Source organism: Pandoraea horticolens (genome assembly GCF_902459555.1).
Lineage (GTDB): Bacteria > Pseudomonadota > Gammaproteobacteria > Burkholderiales > Burkholderiaceae > Pandoraea > Pandoraea horticolens.
In genome coordinates, this window is the sequence record NZ_CABPSM010000016.1 from 119,731 (window position 1) to 141,467 (window position 21,737).

Here is a 21,737-nt window from a genome sequence, read left to right on the forward strand (position 1 = left end):
GCACAGCGGGCAAGCGCGGGCGATATTCGAACGGTGTGTGTTGCCTATGCCCAATGAGAAATGCCGCTATATCTCACAAGACATAGCGGCATCGGATTTATTGTGCAGCGCGTATTTTCACGCGTTCATTCGATACGCAATTCCATGCACGTCAGGTCGAGCCAGCGGCCGAATTTCGTCCCGACTTCGTTGAAGGTGCCGACCATGCGGAAGCCGAGTTTTTCGTGCAGACGAATCGACGGCGTATTCTGCGCTTCGATGCTCGCGATCATCACGTGAATGTCGAGTGCGCGCGCGCGTTCGATGAGTTCGCGCATAAGCGTTTCGCCAACGCCGCCGCCGCGCGAGTTCTTGTCCACATAAATCGAATGCTCGACGGTATGGCGATAGCCATCGAATGCGCGCCAATCACCGAACGACGCGTACCCCGTAACCTTGTTGTCGCGCTCGGCCACGATCACGGGAAACCCGCGCGCCACACGCGCCGCCAACCACTCGCGTCGATTGTCGACGTCAACCAGCCCCTCGTTCCAGATGGCGGTCGTGTACTCGACAGCGTCGTTGTAGATGTCGCGAATGGCGATGAGATCGGCGTCAGCGGCGTCGCGAACAATGAGCGAAGAAATCATTTGAGGGTTCCGCAAGCAAAAAAGCCGTGAATGACGGCATAAACAATGCCATCTATTTTACTGGAAATAAATTTCTATTAAAATAGATGGCATGAATATCAACGAACGCATCGCCCGCCGTGTGCGCGATCTGCGCAGCGAGCGGGGCTATTCCCTCGACACACTCGCAGAGCGCAGCGGGGTGAGCCGCTCGAGCATCTCGCTTATCGAGCGCGCGCAGACCAGTCCGACGGCCAACGTGCTCGACAAGCTTGCCACCGCGCTCGATGTCACGCTCGCCTCGTTGTTCGACGGGCACGCGCGGGACGACGCACCGCCCTCACCTCTGGCTCGCCGCGCCGACCAGCCGGTGTGGACAGACCCCGACTCCGGCTACGTGAGACGCAATCTTTCGCCGGCACAACCTTCGCCACTGCAGTTCGTCGAGGTGCAGTTTCCGGCCGGCGAGCGCGTCGCCTATGACACAGGCACGCGAGACAACGAAGTCTGGCAACAGATATGGGTAATCGACGGCACCATCGAAATCACTCTGGGCACCGCTACGTGGCGGCTCGATACGGGCGATTGTCTCGCAATGCGGCTCGATCAACCGATCGGTTTTCATAACCCTGCGTCAGTGACCGCACGTTATCTCGTCGGGCTCGTGACACTGCCGTTCATCGCGGCCAGGAGAACATCGTGATGTCTGTTTCGTCGTCCATTGCCCTGCAACGACTTGACGGCGCGCAAGCGTTTGCGGCCATCGACGCACTCGCCGACGTGCTTATCGACTGCGTGGAAGGCGGCGCGTCGGTGAGCTTCATGCTGCCGCTTACGCGCGAGCGCGCCGCTGCGTTCTGGCGCAAGGTGGCCGACGGCGTGGCGCGTGGCGAACGCGCGTTGCTCGTTGCCCGCCGTCGTCCCCCCGGCGCGGCGGGCGATGGCGAGATCGTCGGCACGGTGCAACTGATTCTCGACCTGCCCGAGAACCAGCCGCATCGCGCGGATGTCGCAAAGATGCTCGTCCATCGCTCGGCACGGCGTCAGGGGGTGGCACAGCAGTTGATGGCGGCCATCGACGACGTCGCACGCAATGAAGGCCGTCACGTGCTGGTGCTCGACACCGTAGCAGGCGGCGACGCCGAACGGCTTTACCAGCGCAGCGGCTGGCAACGCGCGGGCGACGTGCCGAAATTCGCACTCATGCCCGACGGCGCGTTCTGTGCCACAACGTTCTATTACAAGCACCTCTGACGCGTCGCCGGAACGGTCTGCAACCTTTTAGTGCAGCGCCGCCAAACCGCTTAGCAACGCTTTGTGGAACGTCGCAGGGTCCTGCATCTGCGGCGCGTGCCCCAGTTCGGGGAACGCCACGAGCGTGGCGCCAGGGATTGCCGCCTGTGCCGCTTTGGCGAGCACGGGGTAGTGTCCGAGACGCGCCTGTACCTCCGGTGGCGAAAAGTCCTTGCCGATGGCCGTGGTGTCTTTGCCACCAATGAGCAGCAGCGTCGGCACGCGAATCTGTCCCAACTCATACACCACCGGCTGCGTGTAGATCATGTCGTAGAGCAGCGCCGAGTTCCACGCCACGATGCGTTTGCCCTGCCCGCGATACATCCCGGCCAGCATCTGCACCCACGGCTCGTAACGATCGCTCCATTGACCGGCGTAGTACGTCGCCTGCTCGTAACGGCGAATGCCCGCCGCAGTCGTGCGCAGCTCACGGTCGTACCACTCGTCCACAGTCTTCGACGGCACGCCCAACGCCTTCCAGTCCTCAAGACCGATCGGATTGACAAGCACGAGTTGTTGCGTCTCGCCGGGATACATCAGCGTATAGCGCACGGCCAGCATCCCGCCCGTCGAGTGCCCCACGATGGTCGCCGTTTTGATACCGAGCGAGGCCAGCAGCGCATGCGTATTGTTCGCGAGTTGCTGGAAGCTGTATTGATATTGCGCCGGTTTGCTCGACTTGCAGAATCCGACCTGATCCGGGGCGATCACGCGATAGCCCGCCCCGGCCAGGGTATCGATGGTCTCTTGCCACGTGGCGGCGCAAAAATTCTTACCGTGCAACAGCACGACGGTTCGCCCGTTGGCCTGCGCAGGTTTCACGTCGAGATACGCCATATGCAGCGGCAAGCGCTGCGAGGTGAAGTCGAATCGATTGACCGGATACGGGTAGTCGAAGCCCTGCAACTCGGGACCATAGGCCGGACCGGCGTTGCTCTGGGCGATTTCCGATGCTGTGTCGGCGGCGCGCGCAGGCGCGGCCATCAGGGCGGCGTTCAGAACCACGAGGCAGGTGAGACGGGCCAGGGCACCTGTGGGCAGCGTCGCAGCGGCTCGTTGCGACACGCGGTGTATGCGTTGGCTAAGCGATGACGTCATAAGAGAGAGGCGCACCGTAGCACGCGAAGTGGCACAAAGCAGAATGGGGCGATTGTGCCACGCGGCTCTCTTACGCGAACGCCTCGCAAAAAGCCCGCCCGGGCGCTGCAGCGCCCGGAATATCTGGGGCTGCCGCGCGTGCCCGTGGTGAGACTTAGTTACCGAAGTAGGTCGTGCCGGCACGTTGCAGACCGCCGACCGAGCCGGCCGCCACCGATGCTGCCGGCGCTGCCGGTTGAGCGCTGGGCGTCGCCTTCGGATACACGGTATCGTGTTGAGCCACGAGACCCGCCTTCTGCGCCTGGATCAATTCCTCACGCACCTGAGCACGGGTGAGCGCGCTGGTTTGGGGCACCCACGAGAATTCCGACGGGCCGTCGAAAGCATCGCTGGCAAAGGCCGAACCGGCCGACACGGCCAGCATGGCGGAAATCAGGGCAGAGGTAATACGAGTGCGCTTCATGGTCTTTCTCCTGTCTTATTGAAGGGGGCGATGCTTAACTCATCGTCGACAGTTACAGTCTATTGATGCGCAATTTGACAATAAATAACAATATTTATAATCAATAATTTCTTATTTTGAAATAATTAGACGTAAAGGGGGTCGAATGCGATTTCACTTGCATCACACCCATCTCTATCCCAATGCACGATTGACGGCATACGACGGGCCGACAGCCTCGTCAGGTGGTGTGACGCTGGAATTCAGCGATGGCGCGGGCAGCGTCGGGCAATATCAGTCTTTCGCCGAAAGCTCGCTGATACTGGATGTTGCGCCGTACCGAACGATCACAGGTGCGCAGCTTCCGGCCAAGCGCTGGCGACTCAGGCTCGCCGGCGAACGCGACATCTGGTGTGTCGAAAAGAAACGCGACGCCGGTCAATAACCACTTTGACTAAATGGTTATTGGGGTCTGCTGCTTCATATCTTCATCAACGCTCCCGGGCCCTCACACGACGCATGTTTCGGTACCCGCAACGCTAAGACAGCGAGTGCCCGCATGACATGTGAGTGAGTGCAAACCGCGCTGCGGTGGGCGTTACGGTACTTTTTCCGCATACTTCAAACGCATGTATAAGCAAGCACTCGCTTCGGAAGCCGAAAGAATTGCGCAAAATCTGATGTCATTGATGCATTGCACGCATAAGTGCCACAGCATTGACGTTCCCGGAATGGTTTTGAAGGCGCGGAAAGAAACTCGGTAAAATCCGCAGCGGCGTGGGGGTGCCCGCTGAACGCGGCCCGTGCCCGAGATGCCAGGCACGGCTGCGGCATCTCGCCGAAGTACACGGCGCGCGCGCCGCTCAATGGAAGACATGCATCAGATGAAAGCGCCCAGCAACCTGATTACTGGAGAAGTGCGGACCCGGATCCGCAGCATGATTCTTACCTCGGAACTCAGACCGGGGCAGCGCCTCATCGAAGACGATCTGATTCAGCGGCTTGGCGTTGGGCGTACCCCCGTGCGTGAGGCCCTGCTCATCCTGCAAGGCGAGGGCTTCATCGCCCGCAATCGCGGCTGGGAAGTTCAGGGGGTCGACCACCTGCAAGTGCACGCGATCTTCGAAAGTCGTGCGGCCATCGAAGCCGAAACGGCGCGACTCGCCGCGCGCAAAATCACCCCCGACGCCTGCGACGTCCTGGCCGCGCTCATCGAACAGATGGAGCCGGGCGGTCATTTGCCGCGTCTGGCCCTCAATCGCCTGAACACGGAATTTCACGATCTGATCGTGAAGGCTGCCGATAACATAGTGTTGGCGCAGTTTCACGATCGCACGCAATTCTATTACTGGGCATTGCGCATCCCCGTCATGTTCTCCGACGAACAACTGAGCGCCACCAACGCCCAGCACCGTGAATTGCTCGCCGCCTTGCGAGCCCATGACGACGAACGGGCAGCGCAGATCGCGCGAACCCACGTCGAGACGACGATGGCCATCGTCGAGCCCGCCCTGCCGCGCTGACGCAGCGCCCGCAAGCGCTTGCCGCCTCAGCGCACCAGATAGCCGGCTACCCGCCAGCGGCTATCGATGCCCAAGACCATCGTCACCATCTCATGGGCATCGGCCTTGTGTTCAAAGACCGTGTCGTACTGAATCACCACATACTCGCCGTCCGGCTGCCCCGGAATGGTGCGCGTAAATACGGCATCCTTCGTCTTGCGCGACTTCACCTTCCCCAGCGGCGAACGCGCCGCGCTCAGACTTTGCGCCCAGTCCTCGGCCGAGATGGCGCGTTGGAACGCCGACGCGGTCTGCTCCCAGCTTTGCTGCCCACGATTAAGATCCGCGAGTCCGAGCCAGAGGTTGGCGGCTTCAAGCGCCGGGCGCACGTCGCGGTTGATGTCGGCCGCCGGTGCAGTCGCACCGCTTGCGGGAACTGAGAAGAGCGGCGCCTGTGCCCTGCGGCGCTCCATTGGCTCCTGCTGCGCCCGCACCGGCAGGGTACTCAGGCTGCCGGCCACGCTCGCGGTCAGCGCCAGAATGTGCAGCAGACGGAAACGACGGGCACGATGCAGCGCAAAAGACTGGGTCGTCAACATTGACGCAAACTCCTTGAAACGAAAAAGACTAACCCGTTCATTCTACTGGCGTGTAACGCGCGCAGCCGCGTACATTACAATGCACAACACATGCTCGTTTCCCCCCGTTGGTCATCGCCATGTTGACGACGTCTTTGCTCGCGATAACCTCACTGCTCAGCTTCATGATGTTGCTGATCGTGGGTTCCCTTCTACGCTCACGCGTGGCAGGCGTACGCGAATGGTGCCTCGCCAACGTGGCGGTACTTATTTCCCTGCCGCTGTTCGCCCTGCGCGGCGTCGTGCCCGACTTCCTGTCGATTCCCATTGCCAATATCGCCCTCGCCGGCGGTCTGCTGTCTTACTACGCCGGGTGTGCCCGTTTTCTCGGTCAGCCGACGCATTGGCAGGTGCTGGGCGCGTCACTGGGGGTTCTCGCCGCCGCGATCCTGTTCTGGTTCTACGGCACGGACAATCCGCAAGTGCGCGTCATCATCGTCTCCGCCTATCACACGACGATGCTGCTGGCCATAGCCCAGCTCATTGCACGGCACATCCCGCCGCGCCGCCATCCCTATAACTATTGGCTGACGGCGAGCCTTGCGACCGTGTTCGCCATCGGACATGCGGTACGTGGCGTGGTCTTCGGCTTGACACCGGCCCCCGGTCCGGAACTGTACGCACCGACAGCATTCAACGCCGCAATGCTCACGATTGGCACCATCGTCATGCCCGCCATGACGATGGGCGCGGTCATGATGATTCACGATGCGATGCTCGCGACCGCCGAAGAGGCCGCCAACCGCGACTATCTGACCGGCGCGCTCTCACGCAAGCATTTCGACCTGCTGGCGCGTCAGGAAATGGCGCGCGCCCTGGCGCGCAGTCTGCCGCTGTCGATCGTGGTCATCGATCTCGATCACTTCAAGCAGATCAACGACACGCACGGCCACGCCGGCGGCGACACGGTGCTACGCGAATTCGTGAAGCTCGTGCGTGACGTCCTGCGCGAGGGCGACATCTTCGGGCGATTGGGCGGAGAGGAGTTTGCGGTGTTACTGCCGGGCACGGACACACCTGGCGCCATCCGTATTGCCGAGCGGCTGCGCACACAGGCGAGCCGTCATCTGGTGGCCGGTCCGTTCGGCGTGTGTCATTACACGCTGAGCGGCGGCGTGGCGACGTGGCACGCACATGAAAGCCTCGAAGCGCTGTGCATGCGGGCCGACCGTGCCCTGTATGCCGCGAAGATCTCCGGACGCAACCTCGTGCTCTCCGACGTTCTCTCGAGCGACGAGACGGCGTCCGAGGCGGGCTGAGTCAGCGCCGCCTGCCGCATCGCATCGCCTCATCGCATCCGCCGCCGCTCAGGCGTGCGAGCCGTCGCTCGCATCGCCGAAGAACTCGCGGCGCATGCGCACCACGTACGCGGTCAGATTCGGATGGTTCTCGATCTCGTCGCGCAATGTCATCCGGAAGTCCGGCGACATGGCGCTCGCAATAAATCCAAAGGCTGTTGCATCGGCACCGCATGGCGCCTGCCCGAAGAAGTACAGTTTGTCTCCCAGCAGTTGGGCTGCGGCCTGCGCGCCGCGCTTGAGTAGTTGCGCTTGCTCCTGCGGCGTATAACGCCCCGTCCCCTGCCCGTGCAACGTGTTTCTGACCTTGCGACGGATGAACGCCTGCGCGAGGGGACGCACTGGCCAGGGAATCGACTTGAAGAACGATGCGGGACCTTTGGCGAAGTTCTCGTCGTCGCACCAGCGCGCCTGCACCACGTGCCAGTAGAAGTGATCTTCCAGCGCCTTCTCGAACATCCACGCGGCACCCCGTTGCTCAGGCGTGAGGCCCGCGTCGAAATCAAACCCGTACTTGCGTTCGATGTGCAGCCGGATCAACGTCGAGTCCGCCACGATCTCGCCGTTGTCATCGATATAAGGCAGCTTCCCCTTGGGCGCCCGTCGAAACCCGCCCCGATTCGTCTGATACGGCAGCCCGGCGAGCTTGAGCAGCATTTCCGCTTTGACAACGAACGGGCTGGCGTCCGGCAGCCCGAATGCCGGGCCGAAGGTGTACAGGGTCAACATCGAGGGCAGGCTCCTGCGCAATATGAATGGAATGGCGCAGAGTATTACATGTGGCGACGACGGCGGCGACCCCGGTAATCGGGCAGGGTTACCTCACTCGCACACTGTTGTTTTATACAGTATCATATTCCCCAATCGAGGAATGTCATATGAAAACCATCGACTGGGATCAACTGGCGCTGAGCGCCGCCGAGCGCGACCTTGCCGGTATCGTGCGCGAGATCGCCGCGCGTTACGCGCAACAGGGCCAGAGCATCACGGAAGCGATGTCGCCGCCCGCAGCTCTCGCGACGGAACGCTCGGGCAGGTCGAGCGCACCTGACGAATTGAGCGAAACCGCGCCGGCACTGACGCTGGACTGGCGCACGCTCGTGGCCATTGCCGATGAGGCGGAAGCCGATATCGGGCTGCACGCGCGCCATGAACCGTGGGTCCTGGCTCGCCTGCTGCGCCTGCCCGGCGACGAGGCCTTGCGTCGCGACGGCGCACTGCTGCCGCTTGATGCGCCCGTCGATCTGCACTGGCCGGATGCGCCCGCCCCCGCCGTGTTCCGTGCCATCGCCGCCGCATTCGCCGATGATGACCTGCAAGATGACAATGCCGCATCGTTCGCGGCGAAGCCATCGGCGCTCCCCATGGCAGCACGGCCCCATGGTTCGAACGGTCCGGCGTGTTCGACCTGACAGCCACCGGAAATCCCAAGGTCAACGAGGTTCACGAAGTGCCTGAATTCGCCGTCGAGGACGCCAACGCGCAAGTCATCCCCGAGGTCATTGACCCGGAGACGCTCGCCCGCTCCCTGCCCGCGCCAATGGTCTTCGTCGATCTGGAGACGACGGGTGGCAACGCGCTCGAAGACCGCATCACGGAGATCGGCGTGGTCGAAGTCGGCCCGCACGGCGTTGAACAGTGGAGTACTCTGCTCGACCCGGCCGAACCGATTCCGCCATTCATCCAGCAGTTGACGGGGATCACCAATGAGATGGTGCGCGGCCAGCCGTCGTTCGAAACGCTGGCCCAAGGGCTGGCGGAACGTCTGCACGGCAAACTGTTCGTCGCCCACAATGCGCGCTTCGACTACGGCTTTCTCAAGAACGAGTTCCGGCGTGCCGGCATCGGCTTTCAGGCGGATGTGCTTTGCACGGTGCGTCTGTCGCGCCTGCTCTTCCCCTCGGCGGCCCGTCACGGGCTGGATGCACTGATTGCCCGCTTCGGCCTCTCTCCGCTGGGCCGCCACCGCGCGCTCGCCGACGCCGATCTGCTCTGGCAGTTCTGGCAGAAGCTCCACACGATTTACGCGCCCGATCTGATCGGGCAAGCGGTACAGCGTGTCACCAAACGATCGAGCCAACCGCCACAGTTGCCGGACGAAGCGATCGACGCACTGCCGGACAGTCCCGGTGTTTATCTCTTCTACGGCGAAGGCGACACGCTGCTTTACGTCGGCAAGAGTGTCGATATCCGCTCACGCGTGCGGTCGCATTTTTCCAGCGATCACCAAGTCGCGAAGGACCTGCGCATCTCGCAGGAAATCCGGCGCGTGGAGGCGCGCCAAACGTTGGGGGAACTTGGCGCGTTGCTGCTTGAGTCGCAATTGGTCAAGCAACTGCAGCCGGTGCATAACCGTCTGTTGCGTCGTGCATCGAACCTCTACAGTTGGCAACTCACAGCGCATAGCGATGCGCCGCAGCTCGTGAGCGCGAAGGCGGTCGACTTCGCCAGTGCCGAAGCGTTGTATGGCACCTTCACGTCGCGCGCCAGCGCGCAGAGCGCGCTGCGGGCGCTGGCAGACGAACATCGTCTTTGCTGCGCGCAACTCGGGCTGGAGAACATGGCGGCCGGACGCCCGTGCTTCGGGTATCAGGTCAAACGATGTGACGGCGTGTGCGTCGGCGACGTGCCGCTCGCCGCGCATACCGAGCGGGTTCGCGAAGCCCTCACGACGCTGCAACTCGACACCTGGCCCTACGACGGCCCCATCGCCATTGAAGAACGTGGCGCCGGGGACCGCGCCGCCGAAGTCGAATACCACGTCATCGATCGTTGGCAGTATCTTGGCAGCGTGGCGTCGCGTGACGCATTGGACGCCCTGGTCGACAGCATGCCCGCCGTGACGGGCTTCGATCCCGACATCTATCGTCTGCTGGGCCGGCGTCTCGCCGCTTCCAGGCAAGGCACCGATCTGACCGCACTCAACGCCGCCACCGTGCAATCGCCGGACGAAGCGCCGGCACCGGCACACCGCGGGCATACGCCGCTGGTCGTTCTGGCACTGAGCCGTCCGGCGTTTCGCCTGAGCCCGGTCGCCCCGCCGGAAAACATCCCCAAGAAACGCAGCACTGCATTGTTGCGCCGCCGCCAACCGCGTCCCGAAGACCCGGCGCAATTTCGTCTGCCGTTCGACCCGTGTTAAGCCAGCGGAGGAACTCGCATGAGCGCGATTTCCCCCCCACCTGCATCGCCGCCTCAACGCAGTACCAGCGCGACGCCCCCGTCAGTAACGACCTACGCGGTCCCGCCAGAAGGCTTCGGCTTCGCCCTCCCTTTCATGCGGCGCGACGCACTCGCGGCACCCTCAATTTATTTCTCCCCGGCGTCCACTTAGGCAAAACCCTCCTTTCCACACCACGGAATGAGCATATAAATATTAAGTATTTGCAAGACGCATGCTAAAGGTCAAAGAATACGCAATCCGAATACAAAAGGCATTGCGGCATTGGCGACTTCGGCGTCGTCGATGACCGGGTTCCGGCGCGTAGGGTACGCGCCAGCACCCCGTCCCCACACAGAGCCAGATGGAATTACGCCAACTCGAAGCCTTCGCGGCGGTCATGTCGACCGGTAGCATCACTGCTGCCGGGCGTCTGCTCGGGCGCTCGCAGCCGGCCATTACGCGGATGATTCAGGAGCTGGAGGCCGAAATCGGCTATGCCTTGTTTGCTCGCAGCGGTCCACGTGTCACGCCGACCGAGCAGGGCTTTCTGCTCTTCGAAGACGTCGAGCATGTGCTCGCCGGCTTGCAGCAGATCCGCGCCCGTGCCGACGAAATCGCACGCGGCCAGACCCGTCCATTGCATATTGCCGCCACGTCGGCGCTGGCCGCCGGCCTCGTGCCCGCCGCCCTCGCTCTGCCGGGACTCGCTCGTGACAGCGTCCAGATTCAGATGCGCAGCACATCGCCCGAGCAGGTCGTGCATGCCGTACTCACGGGGGCCGCGGATATCGGCGTCACCAGTCTGCCGCTCGAACATCGCGGCATTGTCGTGCACTGGATCGGCGAGGCCGCCTGCGTCGCCGCCGTGCGCAGCGACGACCCGCTGGCCAAGCACGACCGCCTGCCGCTCACCGCATGTGCGGGGCGTCGCATCATCACCATGCAGAACCCGTACCGGCTGCGCCGCCGTCTCGATCAGGCGTTCGTACAAGCGGGTGTCGCCCCCGTCGGGCTGATCGAGACCAACGCGTCGATCAATGCAATGACGGCGGTTCGCGCCGGGCTCGGCGTCGCCGTGCTCGAGCCGGTCACCGCCTACGGCCTGCCGCTCGCCGATGTGGCCGTGCGCCCGATCGACGCCGACATTCCGTTCTTCTTCGGCGTCATCACCCGTGACGCACGCGAGCCGTCGCCTGCCGCCCTCGCGTTCGTCAGCGCACTTGCCGACGCCGCGCGCCACCTGCTGCCCGATTTCGTGCAGCACGCCGCCACCGAACACGCTCAAGTCTTGCAGTCGCTCTATGGCGACTTGCCCGCTCCCAAGGAAGCTCTGTCGTCATGACCCAGTCCCCGACACCCGCCACCGGCCTGCCCGCGCTCGAAGCGCGCCTGCGTCAGGACCTCGCCTGGCTCGAACTGCCCGCCAAGCACTGGGTGCCCGAGCGCACGTACAACGGCCAGCCCGTGCTCGACGTCGCCATCATCGGCGGCGGCATGGCCGGTCTTGCCGCCGCTGCGTCGCTCACGCATCTCGGCGTGGGCGCCGTGATCTTCGACCAATCGCCGCGCGGCTTCGAGGGCCCATGGGCCACCACCGCGCGCATGGAAACCCTGCGCTCGCCCAAGCAACTTACCGGCCCGGCGCTCGGCCTTCCCGCGCTCACCTTCCGTGCATGGTTCGAAGCCCAGTTCGGGCTCGAAGCGTGGGACGCCCTCGACAAGATCCCGCGCCTGCAATGGATGGATTACCTACGTTGGTATCGCGACGTACTCGCGATCGACGTGCGTAACGACCATCGCATCACCGCAGTGACGCCCCAAGGCGCCGACGGTCTCGTCGCGCTGTCGCTCACATCGCCCGCCGGAGAACACACGATCTATGCACGTCATGTGGTGCTCGCCACCGGTCGCGATGGCTTGGGCGGGCCGACAGTACCGGCCTTCGCCCGTGAGTTGCCGCGCCGCTTCTGGGCGCACTCGTCCGACGTGATGGACTACGCGACGCTGCGCGGCAAGCGCGTAGGCGTGATCGGTGCGGGGGCGTCTGCCATGGATAGCGCCGCCACGGCCCTCGAAGCCGGTGCGGCCAGCGTCGACCTGCTCATTCGCCGCGCCGATATTCCGCGTATCAACAAGGGCAAGGGCGCCGGCAATCCGGGCCTCACGCACGGTCACATCAACCTGCCCGACGAATGGAAGTGGCGCATCCGTCACTACGTCAACGTGCAGCAGGTGCCGCCGCCGCGCGGCAGCACGCTGCGCGTTTCGCGTCACGAGAACGCACGCTTCAACCTCGGTGCGCCGATTCTCGACGTCACTCCGGTCGGTGACGAACTGCAGGTACGCACTGCAAAGGGCACGTTCGTGCTCGACTTCCTCGTCTTCGCGACCGGCTTTCGCATCGATATCGAAGGACGTCCGGAATTCGCCGCGTTCTCGAAATTCGTGCGCAAGTGGAGCGACCGATACTCACCTGCCGCAGGGGATGAAGACATTGAACTGTCCGATTCGCCCGACCTTGGCACGGCCTTCGAATTCCTTGAGAAAACGCCCGGCGATTGCCCCGGGCTGGAGCGCATCCATTGCTTCTGCGCGCCGGCCACGCTATCGCACGGCGCGGTCTCAGGCGATATCCCGGCGGTGAGCGAAGGCGCAAAACGTCTGGCTCAAGGGCTCGCGGGCACGCTCTACCGTGAAGACGTCGCGCATCACTACACGAACATGGAGACGTACGCCGAACCGGAAGTCTATGGCGACGAGTGGACGCCTGCACCGCCGCCGCCCGCATTCGACAGCGAGACCGCCACGAAGGGCGAGGAGCGCATCGCATGACCGCCTGGATTCTGCGCCGTGCGCTGCAAGCGGTCTTCGTGGTCTGGCTGATGACACTGATCGTGTTCGTCGGTCTGCACGCGATCGGCAACCCCGTCGACATCCTGATCGGTCAGGACGTCGATCAGGTCGACCGTGCGCGCATCATCGCGCAACTCGGCCTCGACCAGCCGTTGTGGCGTCAGTACCTGTCGTTCCTCGGCGGCGCACTGCACGGCGAACTGGGCAACAGCTTCGTCTACAACGTGCCGGCCATTCAGTTGATTCTGCAACGCCTGCCCGCCACGCTTGAACTGGCCTTCGCCGCGCTCATCCTGGCGGTGTTCATCGGCATTCCGCTGGGTCTCTTCGCGGGCCTTTACCCGCGCAACCCGATCTCGAAGCTGCTGATGACCGGCAGCATCGTCGGCTTCTCGCTGCCGACGTTCTGGGTCGGCCTCATGCTCATCATGTTCTTCTCGGTGCATCTGGGCGTGCTGCCCGCAAGCGGCCGGGGCGAAACGGTACGCGTGTTCGGGGTGGAGTGGTCGTTTCTGACCGTTGACGGGCTGCGTCACCTGATTCTGCCCGCGCTCAATCTGGCGCTGTTCAAGATCTCGCTGGTGCTGCGTCTGACGCGTGCCGGCGTGTCGGAAGTACTGCCGCAGGACTTCGTGAAGTTCGCCCGCGCCAAGGGACTGTCGCCGCTGCGCGTGGTGCTCGTTCATGTGCTGCGCAATACGCTGATTCCGCTCGTGACGGTGCTTGGTCTGGAGTTCGGCTCGACGATCGCGTTCGCCGTAGTGACGGAGAGCGTGTTCTCGTGGCCCGGCGCCGGCAAACTCATTCTCGACAGCATCAACTCACTCGACCGCCCCGTGATCGTGGCGTATCTCATCGTCGTGGTGTGCCTGTTCGTGTCGCTCAACCTGATCGTGGACGTGCTCTACAAGTGGCTCGATCCGCGTGTGCGCGTGGAGGCCGCTGCCTGATGTCGCCCAATCTGTCTCCCAACGGCACCCCCGCCGCCGCGCTCGCGCCCGAGCCGGTGCCCCTGCGTCGCGAATCGCCCTGGCAGCAGGGCCTGCGCGAGTTCGTCCGCTCGAAGAGCGCCGTGCTTGGTCTCGTCGTGCTCGTCGTGCTGATCGTCGCCGCCATCACCGCCCCGTGGATCACGCCGCAGAATCCGTATGACCTGATGCAGCTCGACGTGATGGATGCGCGCCTGCCGCCCGCCACGGCCAATGGCGCCGCCACGTACACGTACTGGCTCGGCACCGACGGTCAGGGCCGCGACCTGCTCTCCGGCATCCTCTACGGGCTGCGTATCAGTCTGGGCGTCGGTGTCGGATCTGCCCTCATCGCCGGCATTCTCGGCACGATTCTCGGGCTGATCGCCGCCTACGCCGGCGGGCGCGTCGACGCCGCCATCATGCGTCTGGTCGATCTTCTACTGTCGTTCCCATCGATTCTCGTGGCGCTGATGATCCTCGCTTACGTGGGCAAAGGCATCGGCAACGTGGTGCTCACCCTCGTCGTGCTCGAGTGGGCGTATTTCGCCCGCACGGCACGCGGGCAGGCGCTCGTGGAATCGCGACGCGAGTATGTGGAAGCCGCACGCTGCCAAGCGATTCCGAACTGGCGCATCGTGCTGGGTCATATCCTGCCGAACTGCCTGCCGCCGCTGATCGTCGTGGGCTCGCTGCAAGTCGCCCGCGCCATCACGCTCGAAGCCACGCTATCGTTCCTTGGCCTGGGCGTACCAGTGACGGAGCCGTCGCTCGGCCTGCTCATCGCCAACGGGTATCAGACGATGCTTTCCGGCGAATACTGGATCAGTTTGTATCCGGGCCTCGCGCTGCTCGTCACGGTCGTCGCCATCAATCTCGTGGGCGACCGCCTGCGCGATGTGTTCAATCCAAGGTTGCAGAAATGAGCGGCGCAGTGTCTCCCACGTCTCCCCTCACGTTGGAAGTGCGCCATCTGCGCACGCAATTCATCACGCGCGCCGGTACGCTGCCGGCCGTGGACGACGTATCCTTCTCGCTGCCGCCGGGCCACATCATGGGCCTCGTCGGTGAATCGGGATCGGGCAAGTCGGTGACCGGTTTCTCGATCATGGGACTGGTCGATGCACCGGGCCGAATCGTCGGCGGTGAAGTGCTGTTTCAAGGCCGCGACCTCACGAAGATGTCGCCCGCCGAGCTGCGCCGCCTGCAAGGCAATCGCATCGCGATGATCTTTCAGGACCCGATGATGACGCTCAACCCGGTGTTGCGCGTCGACGTGCAGATGATCGAGGCAGTATGCGCGCACCAGCGCGTGTCTAAGGCGCAGGCACGTGATCTCGCGCGCGACACGCTCGGCATGATGGGCATTCCGAGCCCCGACGAGCGTCTACGCGCCTATCCGCATCAGCTCTCCGGCGGCATGCGCCAGCGCGTGGCGATTGCCATCGCCATGCTGCACCGTCCCGATCTGATCATTGCCGACGAGCCGACCACCGCACTCGATGTCACGATTCAGGCGCAGATCCTCTCGGAAGTGCAGAAGCTCGCGCGTCAGCACGGCACGGCGCTCATCTGGATCACCCACGATCTGTCGGTCGTGGCTGGTCTGGCCGATACGCTCGCCGTGATGTACGCGGGACGCATCGTCGAACAAGGTGCCGTCGACGCTGTGCTCGACGCCCCGCAACACCCCTACACATCGGGCCTCATCGGCAGCCTGCCCAGTCTGAACAAACGCGGCCAACGCCTGCGCCAGATTCCCGGCATGACGCCAAATCTGCTCGCCATGCCGGCCGGATGCGCGTTCGCGTCGCGGTGCGCGTACGCGAGCGCTGTCTGTGCCGTGCGTCCCGAGATGACGCAGACGTCGCCGGGCCGCCTCGTGCGCTGCTTCCACCCGGGCGCCGCGTTGCAAAAGGAGATGGTATGAACACGCCGCAGCCGCAAAGCCAGCCTGCCAGCACCGGCTACGGCAAATCGAATAGCCCAAGCGCCACGCTGCCCGCGCCCATCGTGGCGTTGCGCGGCGTGAGCAAGCGCTTTGGCGACCGGCGCGTCGGTCCCGCCGGACGCCTGCTCGAACGCGCCGGTCTCGCGCATCCGCCCGCCGTGGTGCGCGCGGTCGATCACGTCGATCTCGTCGTCAAGCCGGGCGAGGTCGTGGGTCTCGTGGGCGAATCGGGCTGCGGAAAATCCACACTCGGGCGCATGCTTACCGGTTTGCTCAAGCCGTCGTCTGGAGAGGTGCAGATTCACGGACGTCCGGCCGAATCGCTGTCCGCGCAAGAGCAACGCGATGCGCGCCTGAAGATCCAGATGATCTTTCAGGATCCGTACTCGAGCCTGAATCCACGTTTGCGCGTCGACCGCATCGTCGGAGAAGGGGCGCTCGTGCATGGTCTGACCGATCGCGCGGGCTTCGACGACTACGTGAGCGCCCAGTTGCAACGCGCGGGGCTCGATCCGGCGCTGCGCCATCGATACCCGCACCAGTTCAGCGGCGGACAGCGCCAGCGCATCGGTATCGCCCGGGCATTGGCCGTCTCTCCCGATCTGCTAGTGTGCGACGAAGCGGTCGCGGCGCTCGACGTCTCGATTCAGGCGCAGATTCTCAATCTGTTCATGGACCTGCGTGAACAACTGCACCTGACGTATGTGTTCATCAGCCATGACCTTGGCGTGGTCGAGCACTTGTCCGATCGCGTGGTCATCATGTATCTCGGCCGCATCGTCGAGAGTGCACCGGTCGAGGAAGTCTTTCGCCATCCGAATCACCCGTACACACAGGCGCTGCTTGCCGAGATTCCGCGCATCGACGTGCGTCACAAGACGTTCTCCGCCATTCGCGGTGAAATCCCGAGCCCGATTTCGCCGCCGGGCGGTTGCCACTTCCATCCGCGATGTCCGCACGCCATGCCGCGTTGCCGCACGGAAGTGCCGATGCTTCGCGGCGTGGCCGTCAATCATGTGAGTGCGTGTCACCTGAACGACATCTGATATGCCCGCAGACACGGCCGCCAATACTCGCGGCTGCGCCCGCCTCTTCTCTTCATCATCAACGACCAGGATTGCCGATAATGAAACGCTTCTTGTTGTCCTCGCTGGCTGCTGCACTGCTCGTGACGAGCGCGGCGGCTTCCGCCCAGACGCTGCGCATCGCCTTTGCCGACCCGCTCTCGTCGCTCGATCCGCAACTGAACAACCACGCCGGTGACCGCTCGGTCGACCTGCATTTCTGGGATCTGCTCGTCGAGAACAAGTGGAACAAGCTGCAACCAGGGCTTGCCGTGTCGTGGAAAGCCCTCGACGCCAAGACCTGGGAGTTCAAGCTGCGCCCGAACGTGAAGTGGCACGACGGCCAACCGTTCACCGCCGCAGACGTCATCTATTCGTATCAGCGCGCACGTAACGTGCCGGGCAGCGTGGCCACCTTTGCGGGCTACCTGCGCACCGTCGACACGATGAGTGCACCGGACCCGCTCACGCTCGTCGTCAAGACCAGGATCCCGAACCCGGATCTGCCGCTCAATCTCGCCTCGGTGCACATCGTGAGCAAACACGTTGGCGAGAAGTCGAACACCGACGACTACAACGCCGGACGCGCCATGGTCGGTACGGGCCCGTTCAAATATGTCTCGTACACCCCGGGCGACCGCGTGGAGATGGTGCGTAACGACAACTATTGGGCAGGCAAGTCGGAGTGGGAAAAGGTCGATTACCGCTATATCAACAACGGTGCCGCGCGCACGGCGGCACTGCTGGCCGGCGATGTGGACGTGATCGACAAGGTGTCAGCCTCGGACATTCCCCGGCTGAAGAAGGCACCGAACGTGACGGTGTTTCCGTACCCCGGACTGCGCGTGATGCTTCTGCAGCCGACCTTCCGTGAAGGGTCGAATCAGTACATCACCGATAACGCCGGCAAACCGCTCGCGAAGAATCCACTGCTCGACGTGCGCGTGCGCCGTGCGCTCTCGCTCGCCATCAACCGCGAAGCGATCGTCACGCGCATCATGCAGGGCACGGCCAGCGTGGCCAATCAATGGATGCCGAAAGACACGTTCGGCTATAACCCCGACGTCAAGGACATTCCGTTCGACGCCGCGCAGGCCAAGAAACTGCTCGCCGAAGCCGGTTTCCCGGAAGGCTTCAAGCTGACGATGCATGTGCCGAACGACCGCTATCCGCAAGGTCCGGAGACCGCACAGGCCGTGGCGCAATTCTGGACGCGCATCGGCGTGAAGACGCAAGTGGAAGTGGTGCCTTGGGCCGTGTACTCGGGGCGCGCGAACAAGAACGAATACGCCATGTCGATGCTCGCCTGGGGCAACGGCACGGGCGAAGCCAGCTATGCGCTGGTGAACGTGCTGGCGACGGTGGATGCCAAGAAGGGGCTCGGCGCTTCGAACTGGGGTCACTACAGCAATCCGGCCATCGACAAGGCACTCGACGCATCGACCGCCGAGTTCGACGAAGGCAAGCGTGAAGCGATCCTGCGTCAGTCGGTCAAGGTCGAGACGGACGACGTCGGCACGATTCCGCTGTATCACTACCAGAACATCTGGGCCGCGCGTAAGGGCCTGAAGGTCACGCCGTTCACGAGCGATCGCACTGTTGCGATGCAAGTGACCAAGGCTGCCAAGTGAGCCGGCCCGCCGCGTTATGACATCATCGCTCACTCTCACGGCAACCCCTGCCGACGCGCTGATCGACGTGCCGCGCCACCTCGTGGTGCGCGGCGCGGCGCCCGGCGCCCGTGTGACACTCACCGCCCACACCACGCGCGCGGGGGGCGTGGTCTGGCATGCCGAAGCCACTTTCGTGGCCGACGCAGACGGTGTTGTCGACGCGTCGCGCGACGCGCCGGTCGGCGGCAGTTATCAAGGCGTATCGGCGATGGGCCTCATCTGGTCGCAGGTACCGGAAGACGGCAAGAGTCGTGACGTGTTTCCGCAGCCCGTCATGACGCCGCTCGTGACGACGGTGGTCGCTCAGGCGGGTCATTCGGCGGGACAGAACGAGCATAACGTCGCGATGTCGTCTTCCGTATCCTTCACGCAGCGACTCTCCGTCGAGGGTGTAACGCGACGTGAGGTGCGCGAAGACGGGCTCGTCGGCACGCTGTACCTGCCGCCCGGCGACGGCCCCCATCCGGCCGTGATGATCCTCAACGGCTCGGGCGGCGGCATCAACGAGCCGCGCGCGGCGCTGTATGCGTCGCACGGTTATGCCGCTTTTGCGCTCGGGTACTTCAAGGGACCAGGGCTGCCCGACTACATCTCCAATACGCCGCTCGAGTACTTCGCGAAGGGCATGGACTGGCTGCGCCGCACGGTGAAGCCAGCGCATGACTTCGTGGCGCTCTCGGGGCAGTCGCGTGGCGGCGAGTTGGTGCTGCTGCTCGGCGCCACCTTCCCCGACGCCGTCTCTGCCGTCATCGGCTATGTGCCGAGTGCGCTGATTCACAGTGCGCAAAACGCCTGCGATCCGGCCATCGGACGCGAGGGTCCGACCTGGCTGCTCGACGGCAAGCCGTTGCCGCACATCTGGGAAAACAATCGGACGGCCTCGTGGGCGCCGTTCGACGAAGGCCCGCCTCCGCATCGACATGCCAAGGCGATGCTCACCGCACTGGACGACCTCGAAGCCGTCGAGCGTGCGCGCATCCCCGTGGAGAAGATCCGTGGCCCGGTCATGCTGCTCTCCGCGGAAGACGATGGCTCGTGGCCATCGAGCCGTTATTCGCGGATGGTGACGGAGCGGCTCGCCTCGCACGCGCATCCGTACCCGGTCGAGCATCTCGATTTCGACCATGCAGGGCACGCCATCGTGTTCCCGTATGTGCCCACTACGCAGCTCGTCTATGCGCATCCGGTCTCCGGAAAGATCAGCACCGGTGGCGGCGAGCCGTCTGCGAATGCCCTCGCAGACGAGCGTTCATGGACGGCTGTGCAAGCATTCCTCGCGCGGGCTGTGGCCGAGCGCGCCCAATCACAAGGACAATCATGACCGCCAATACTCAATACGACATCGCTAACGATCTCGTCGATCGCGTCGCCGGTCTGACACCTGGCACTGCCACGCATACGTTGCGTCACGCTCGCGACAAAGTCGCAGCGGCTACGCAAGGCAGCTACGAAGGGCTGTTCGATCCTGCACTCGAGGGCATATCGCTCGTCGAGCGTCTGCTCGTCGCGCTGTACGCGAGCCGTCTCACGCCTTCGCCGTCGCTCGCGGCTCACTATCGCGCCGAGTTGGCTAGGCACGCGGTCGACGCCGCGCAGTTGAACGCCGTCGAATCCGGTCAACCTGACGATGTGGCAGACATGCGCCTGCGCGCGATGCTGACGTTCACACGTACGCTCATCGAGAATCCGGTGGCGGGAGACAAGGCGGCTTTGCAGAAGCTGCCGGCAGCCGGGCTCACTACGCCCGCTGTCGTCGCGCTGGCTCAACTCATCGCATTCCTGTCGTATCAGACACGTCTGGTCGCGGGTCTGCAGGCCCTTAAACAACTCGCGCCGCAGGAGACGACAGCATGAGCGACATCATCCGTTCCCATGGATTTACCAACGAGTCGCTCGACTGGGATGCGTGGCTCGACGTCGTGGAACTCGATAAGGCCACGCCGGAACAGGTGACGGTGCTGGAGGAGAGCCATCCGAAGGCAAAGACATCGGATTACTACCTCTTCCTCGTTCATCAGCCCGAGATCCTTCGTCAACGTTCGGCAGCGTTCAACGCTATCATGTACGCGCCGGGTGGTATGCCGCGTGCCGAACGAGAGCTGTCGACGACGGTCGTCTCGCGTATCAATGGCTGTGTGTATTGCGCATCGGTGCATGCACAGCGCTTCGAGCAATTGGCGAAGCGCAACGACGTGATCCGCGAAGTCTTCGACGAGCCGCGCACCGCAGGTACAACTGACCGGGAGAAGGCCATCTCCCAGTTCTCGATTGCGTTGACGGAAAAGCCCGGCGATGTGCGCCCGGAGCAGTTGCAGGCACTGCGTGATGTGGGACTGACTGACGCCGAGATCCTGGACTTGATTCACTCCATCGCGATCTTCGCGTGGGCGAACCGTCTGATGCTCAATCTCGGTGAGCCGGTGTTCCCGGAAACGGCGTCTGTGGCCTGACGCCGGGTCGAGGGGACCGCGCGGACATGTTTTGAACATGCCTTGCTCATACCAATGCGATGTCAAAGAAAAAGCGCTGTCCGATCGGGCAGCGCTTTTTTTTCGAGCGAGTGGTATAGGCTGGAGCTCTTCAGCTCGTTCTGTACGGGCATCAACAAGGCCACCCGTGATGACATCCAGCAATTTCACCATCCGTGCGATTACGCCTGAGGACATCCCGTCATGGTGCACGCTCAGACATCGCCTTTGGCCTCAAGCGACGGCAGACGAGCATGAACGCGAGATTGCGGAAATGCTTTTAGCACCGGAACGTTATGTGGCATTCATGGCATTTTCGAAGACGAAGACACCACTTGGCTTCGCCGAGGCGTCCATACGCCACGACTACGTCAATGGCTGCGACACGTCCCCGGTGCTATTCCTTGAAGGCATTTACGTGGCAGTTGAAGCACGTCGTCAGGGCATTGCGAAGGCGCTATTTCAATTCGTTGAATGGTGGGGCGCCTCACATGCATGCGAAGAGTTCGCATCGGATACTGATGTTAGCAAGATCGATGTGCAGGCGTTGCACCACGCCCTTGGCTTCGAAGAAACCGAACGCGTCGTCTTCTTCCGAAAGCGCACGTCAAAGGCTGAGTGAACGTGAGTCAACAGCTCGACTGGAGCAGCCCCCTGAAACGCCGGACACAGTCACCCACTTACAATAACGGGTAGGCATAAGACTGTGTTTTTGACT

At 63.3% G+C, this 21,737-nt stretch carries 21 protein-coding genes and 1 pseudogene; 17 read left to right on the forward strand and 5 right to left on the reverse strand.

Annotated features, from left to right (window positions below; translation table 11 throughout):
• Positions 1-125: 125 nt before the first annotated feature.
• Positions 126-629: a GNAT family N-acetyltransferase gene (locus tag PHO31112_RS21930; RefSeq protein WP_150623044.1), complete on the reverse strand. Its 504-nt coding sequence runs from the start codon at positions 627-629 to the stop codon at positions 126-128.
• A gap of 91 nt (positions 630-720) precedes the next feature.
• On the opposite strand from PHO31112_RS21930, the gene PHO31112_RS21935 reads away from it, so the two are divergent.
• A complete protein-coding gene (locus tag PHO31112_RS21935; RefSeq protein ID WP_150623046.1) occupies positions 721-1,311 on the forward strand; it encodes a helix-turn-helix domain-containing protein in 591 nt (196 codons plus the stop codon).
• The gene (locus PHO31112_RS21940) at positions 1,311-1,862 is read left to right on the forward strand and encodes a GNAT family N-acetyltransferase (protein WP_150623101.1); all 552 of its coding nucleotides are present in this window, start codon (positions 1,311-1,313) and stop codon (positions 1,860-1,862) included. The genes PHO31112_RS21935 and PHO31112_RS21940 overlap by 1 nt, the downstream gene beginning before the upstream one ends.
• A 27-nt stretch (positions 1,863-1,889) precedes the next feature.
• Here the strand turns inward: PHO31112_RS21940 and PHO31112_RS21945 are convergent, their stop codons facing one another.
• Both PHO31112_RS21945 and PHO31112_RS21950 read right to left on the reverse strand, forming a co-directional pair.
• On the reverse strand, positions 1,890-2,885 hold the full coding sequence (locus PHO31112_RS21945; RefSeq protein ID WP_246178461.1) for an alpha/beta fold hydrolase: 996 nt from the start codon (positions 2,883-2,885) through the stop codon (positions 1,890-1,892).
• Between the two features lie 268 nt (positions 2,886-3,153).
• Positions 3,154-3,462 (reverse strand): DUF4148 domain-containing protein, encoded by a 309-nt coding sequence (locus PHO31112_RS21950; RefSeq protein WP_150623050.1) that lies wholly within the window; start codon positions 3,460-3,462, stop codon positions 3,154-3,156.
• A gap of 145 nt (positions 3,463-3,607) precedes the next feature.
• On the opposite strand from PHO31112_RS21950, the gene PHO31112_RS21955 reads away from it, so the two are divergent.
• Together PHO31112_RS21955 and PHO31112_RS21960 are read left to right on the forward strand one after the other, a co-directional pair.
• Entirely contained in the window at positions 3,608-3,886 is a 279-nt protein-coding gene (locus PHO31112_RS21955; protein WP_150623052.1) for a hypothetical protein, read from the forward strand.
• 439 nt (positions 3,887-4,325) lie between these two features.
• Positions 4,326-4,964: a GntR family transcriptional regulator gene (locus PHO31112_RS21960; RefSeq protein WP_281355114.1), complete on the forward strand. Its 639-nt coding sequence runs from the start codon at positions 4,326-4,328 to the stop codon at positions 4,962-4,964.
• A 26-nt stretch (positions 4,965-4,990) separates the two neighbouring features.
• On the opposite strand, the gene PHO31112_RS21965 is transcribed toward PHO31112_RS21960, so the two are convergent.
• A complete protein-coding gene (locus PHO31112_RS21965) occupies positions 4,991-5,542 on the reverse strand; it encodes a DUF4019 domain-containing protein (protein ID WP_150623056.1) in 552 nt (183 codons plus the stop codon).
• A gap of 119 nt (positions 5,543-5,661) precedes the next feature.
• On the opposite strand from PHO31112_RS21965, the gene PHO31112_RS21970 reads away from it, so the two are divergent.
• Positions 5,662-6,840 (forward strand): GGDEF domain-containing protein, encoded by a 1,179-nt coding sequence (locus PHO31112_RS21970; RefSeq protein ID WP_150623057.1) that lies wholly within the window; start codon positions 5,662-5,664, stop codon positions 6,838-6,840.
• A 48-nt stretch (positions 6,841-6,888) separates the two neighbouring features.
• Here the strand turns inward: PHO31112_RS21970 and PHO31112_RS21975 are convergent, their stop codons facing one another.
• Positions 6,889-7,608: a glutathione S-transferase C-terminal domain-containing protein gene (locus PHO31112_RS21975; protein WP_150623059.1), complete on the reverse strand. Its 720-nt coding sequence runs from the start codon at positions 7,606-7,608 to the stop codon at positions 6,889-6,891.
• Between the two features lie 149 nt (positions 7,609-7,757).
• Between PHO31112_RS21975 and PHO31112_RS21980 the strand changes: the two genes are divergently transcribed.
• The 12 genes and pseudogenes from PHO31112_RS21980 (at position 7,758) to aac(6') (ending at position 21,641) form a co-directional block, all read left to right on the forward strand.
• Complete coding sequence (locus tag PHO31112_RS21980) at positions 7,758-8,291, forward strand: DUF2471 family protein (protein ID WP_174995832.1); 534 nt, start codon at positions 7,758-7,760, stop codon at positions 8,289-8,291.
• A complete protein-coding gene (locus PHO31112_RS21985) occupies positions 8,279-10,021 on the forward strand; it encodes an exonuclease domain-containing protein (RefSeq protein ID WP_246178458.1) in 1,743 nt (580 codons plus the stop codon). Before PHO31112_RS21980 ends, PHO31112_RS21985 begins: the two co-directional genes overlap by 13 nt.
• Before the next feature lie 382 nt (positions 10,022-10,403).
• On the forward strand, positions 10,404-11,384 hold the full coding sequence (locus tag PHO31112_RS21990) for a LysR family transcriptional regulator (RefSeq protein ID WP_150623063.1): 981 nt from the start codon (positions 10,404-10,406) through the stop codon (positions 11,382-11,384).
• Entirely contained in the window at positions 11,381-12,874 is a 1,494-nt protein-coding gene (locus PHO31112_RS21995; RefSeq protein ID WP_150623065.1) for a flavin-containing monooxygenase, read from the forward strand. The genes PHO31112_RS21990 and PHO31112_RS21995 overlap by 4 nt, the downstream gene beginning before the upstream one ends.
• Positions 12,871-13,845, forward strand: coding sequence for an ABC transporter permease (locus tag PHO31112_RS22000; RefSeq protein WP_150623067.1), 975 nt, complete (start codon positions 12,871-12,873; stop codon positions 13,843-13,845). The genes PHO31112_RS21995 and PHO31112_RS22000 overlap by 4 nt, the downstream gene beginning before the upstream one ends.
• Positions 13,845-14,789, forward strand: coding sequence for an ABC transporter permease (locus tag PHO31112_RS22005; protein ID WP_150623069.1), 945 nt, complete (start codon positions 13,845-13,847; stop codon positions 14,787-14,789). The genes PHO31112_RS22000 and PHO31112_RS22005 overlap by 1 nt, the downstream gene beginning before the upstream one ends.
• Positions 14,790-14,797: 8 nt before the next feature.
• Positions 14,798-15,793 (forward strand): ABC transporter ATP-binding protein, encoded by a 996-nt coding sequence (locus PHO31112_RS22010; protein WP_425495226.1) that lies wholly within the window; start codon positions 14,798-14,800, stop codon positions 15,791-15,793.
• A 68-nt stretch (positions 15,794-15,861) separates the two neighbouring features.
• Complete coding sequence (locus tag PHO31112_RS22015) at positions 15,862-16,860, forward strand: ABC transporter ATP-binding protein (protein WP_150623105.1); 999 nt, start codon at positions 15,862-15,864, stop codon at positions 16,858-16,860.
• Between the two features lie 80 nt (positions 16,861-16,940).
• Positions 16,941-18,509, forward strand: coding sequence for an ABC transporter substrate-binding protein (locus PHO31112_RS22020; protein ID WP_150623075.1), 1,569 nt, complete (start codon positions 16,941-16,943; stop codon positions 18,507-18,509).
• A gap of 16 nt (positions 18,510-18,525) precedes the next feature.
• A complete protein-coding gene (locus PHO31112_RS22025) occupies positions 18,526-19,872 on the forward strand; it encodes an acyl-CoA thioester hydrolase/BAAT C-terminal domain-containing protein (RefSeq protein ID WP_150623077.1) in 1,347 nt (448 codons plus the stop codon).
• Positions 19,869-21,001, forward strand: a pseudogene (locus PHO31112_RS28275) (CMD domain-containing protein). Before PHO31112_RS22025 ends, PHO31112_RS28275 begins: the two are co-directional and overlap by 4 nt.
• A gap of 169 nt (positions 21,002-21,170) precedes the next feature.
• Positions 21,171-21,641 (forward strand): aminoglycoside 6'-N-acetyltransferase, encoded by a 471-nt coding sequence (aac(6'), locus tag PHO31112_RS22040; protein WP_150623083.1) that lies wholly within the window; start codon positions 21,171-21,173, stop codon positions 21,639-21,641.
• The last annotated feature ends 96 nt before the right edge of the window (positions 21,642-21,737 follow it).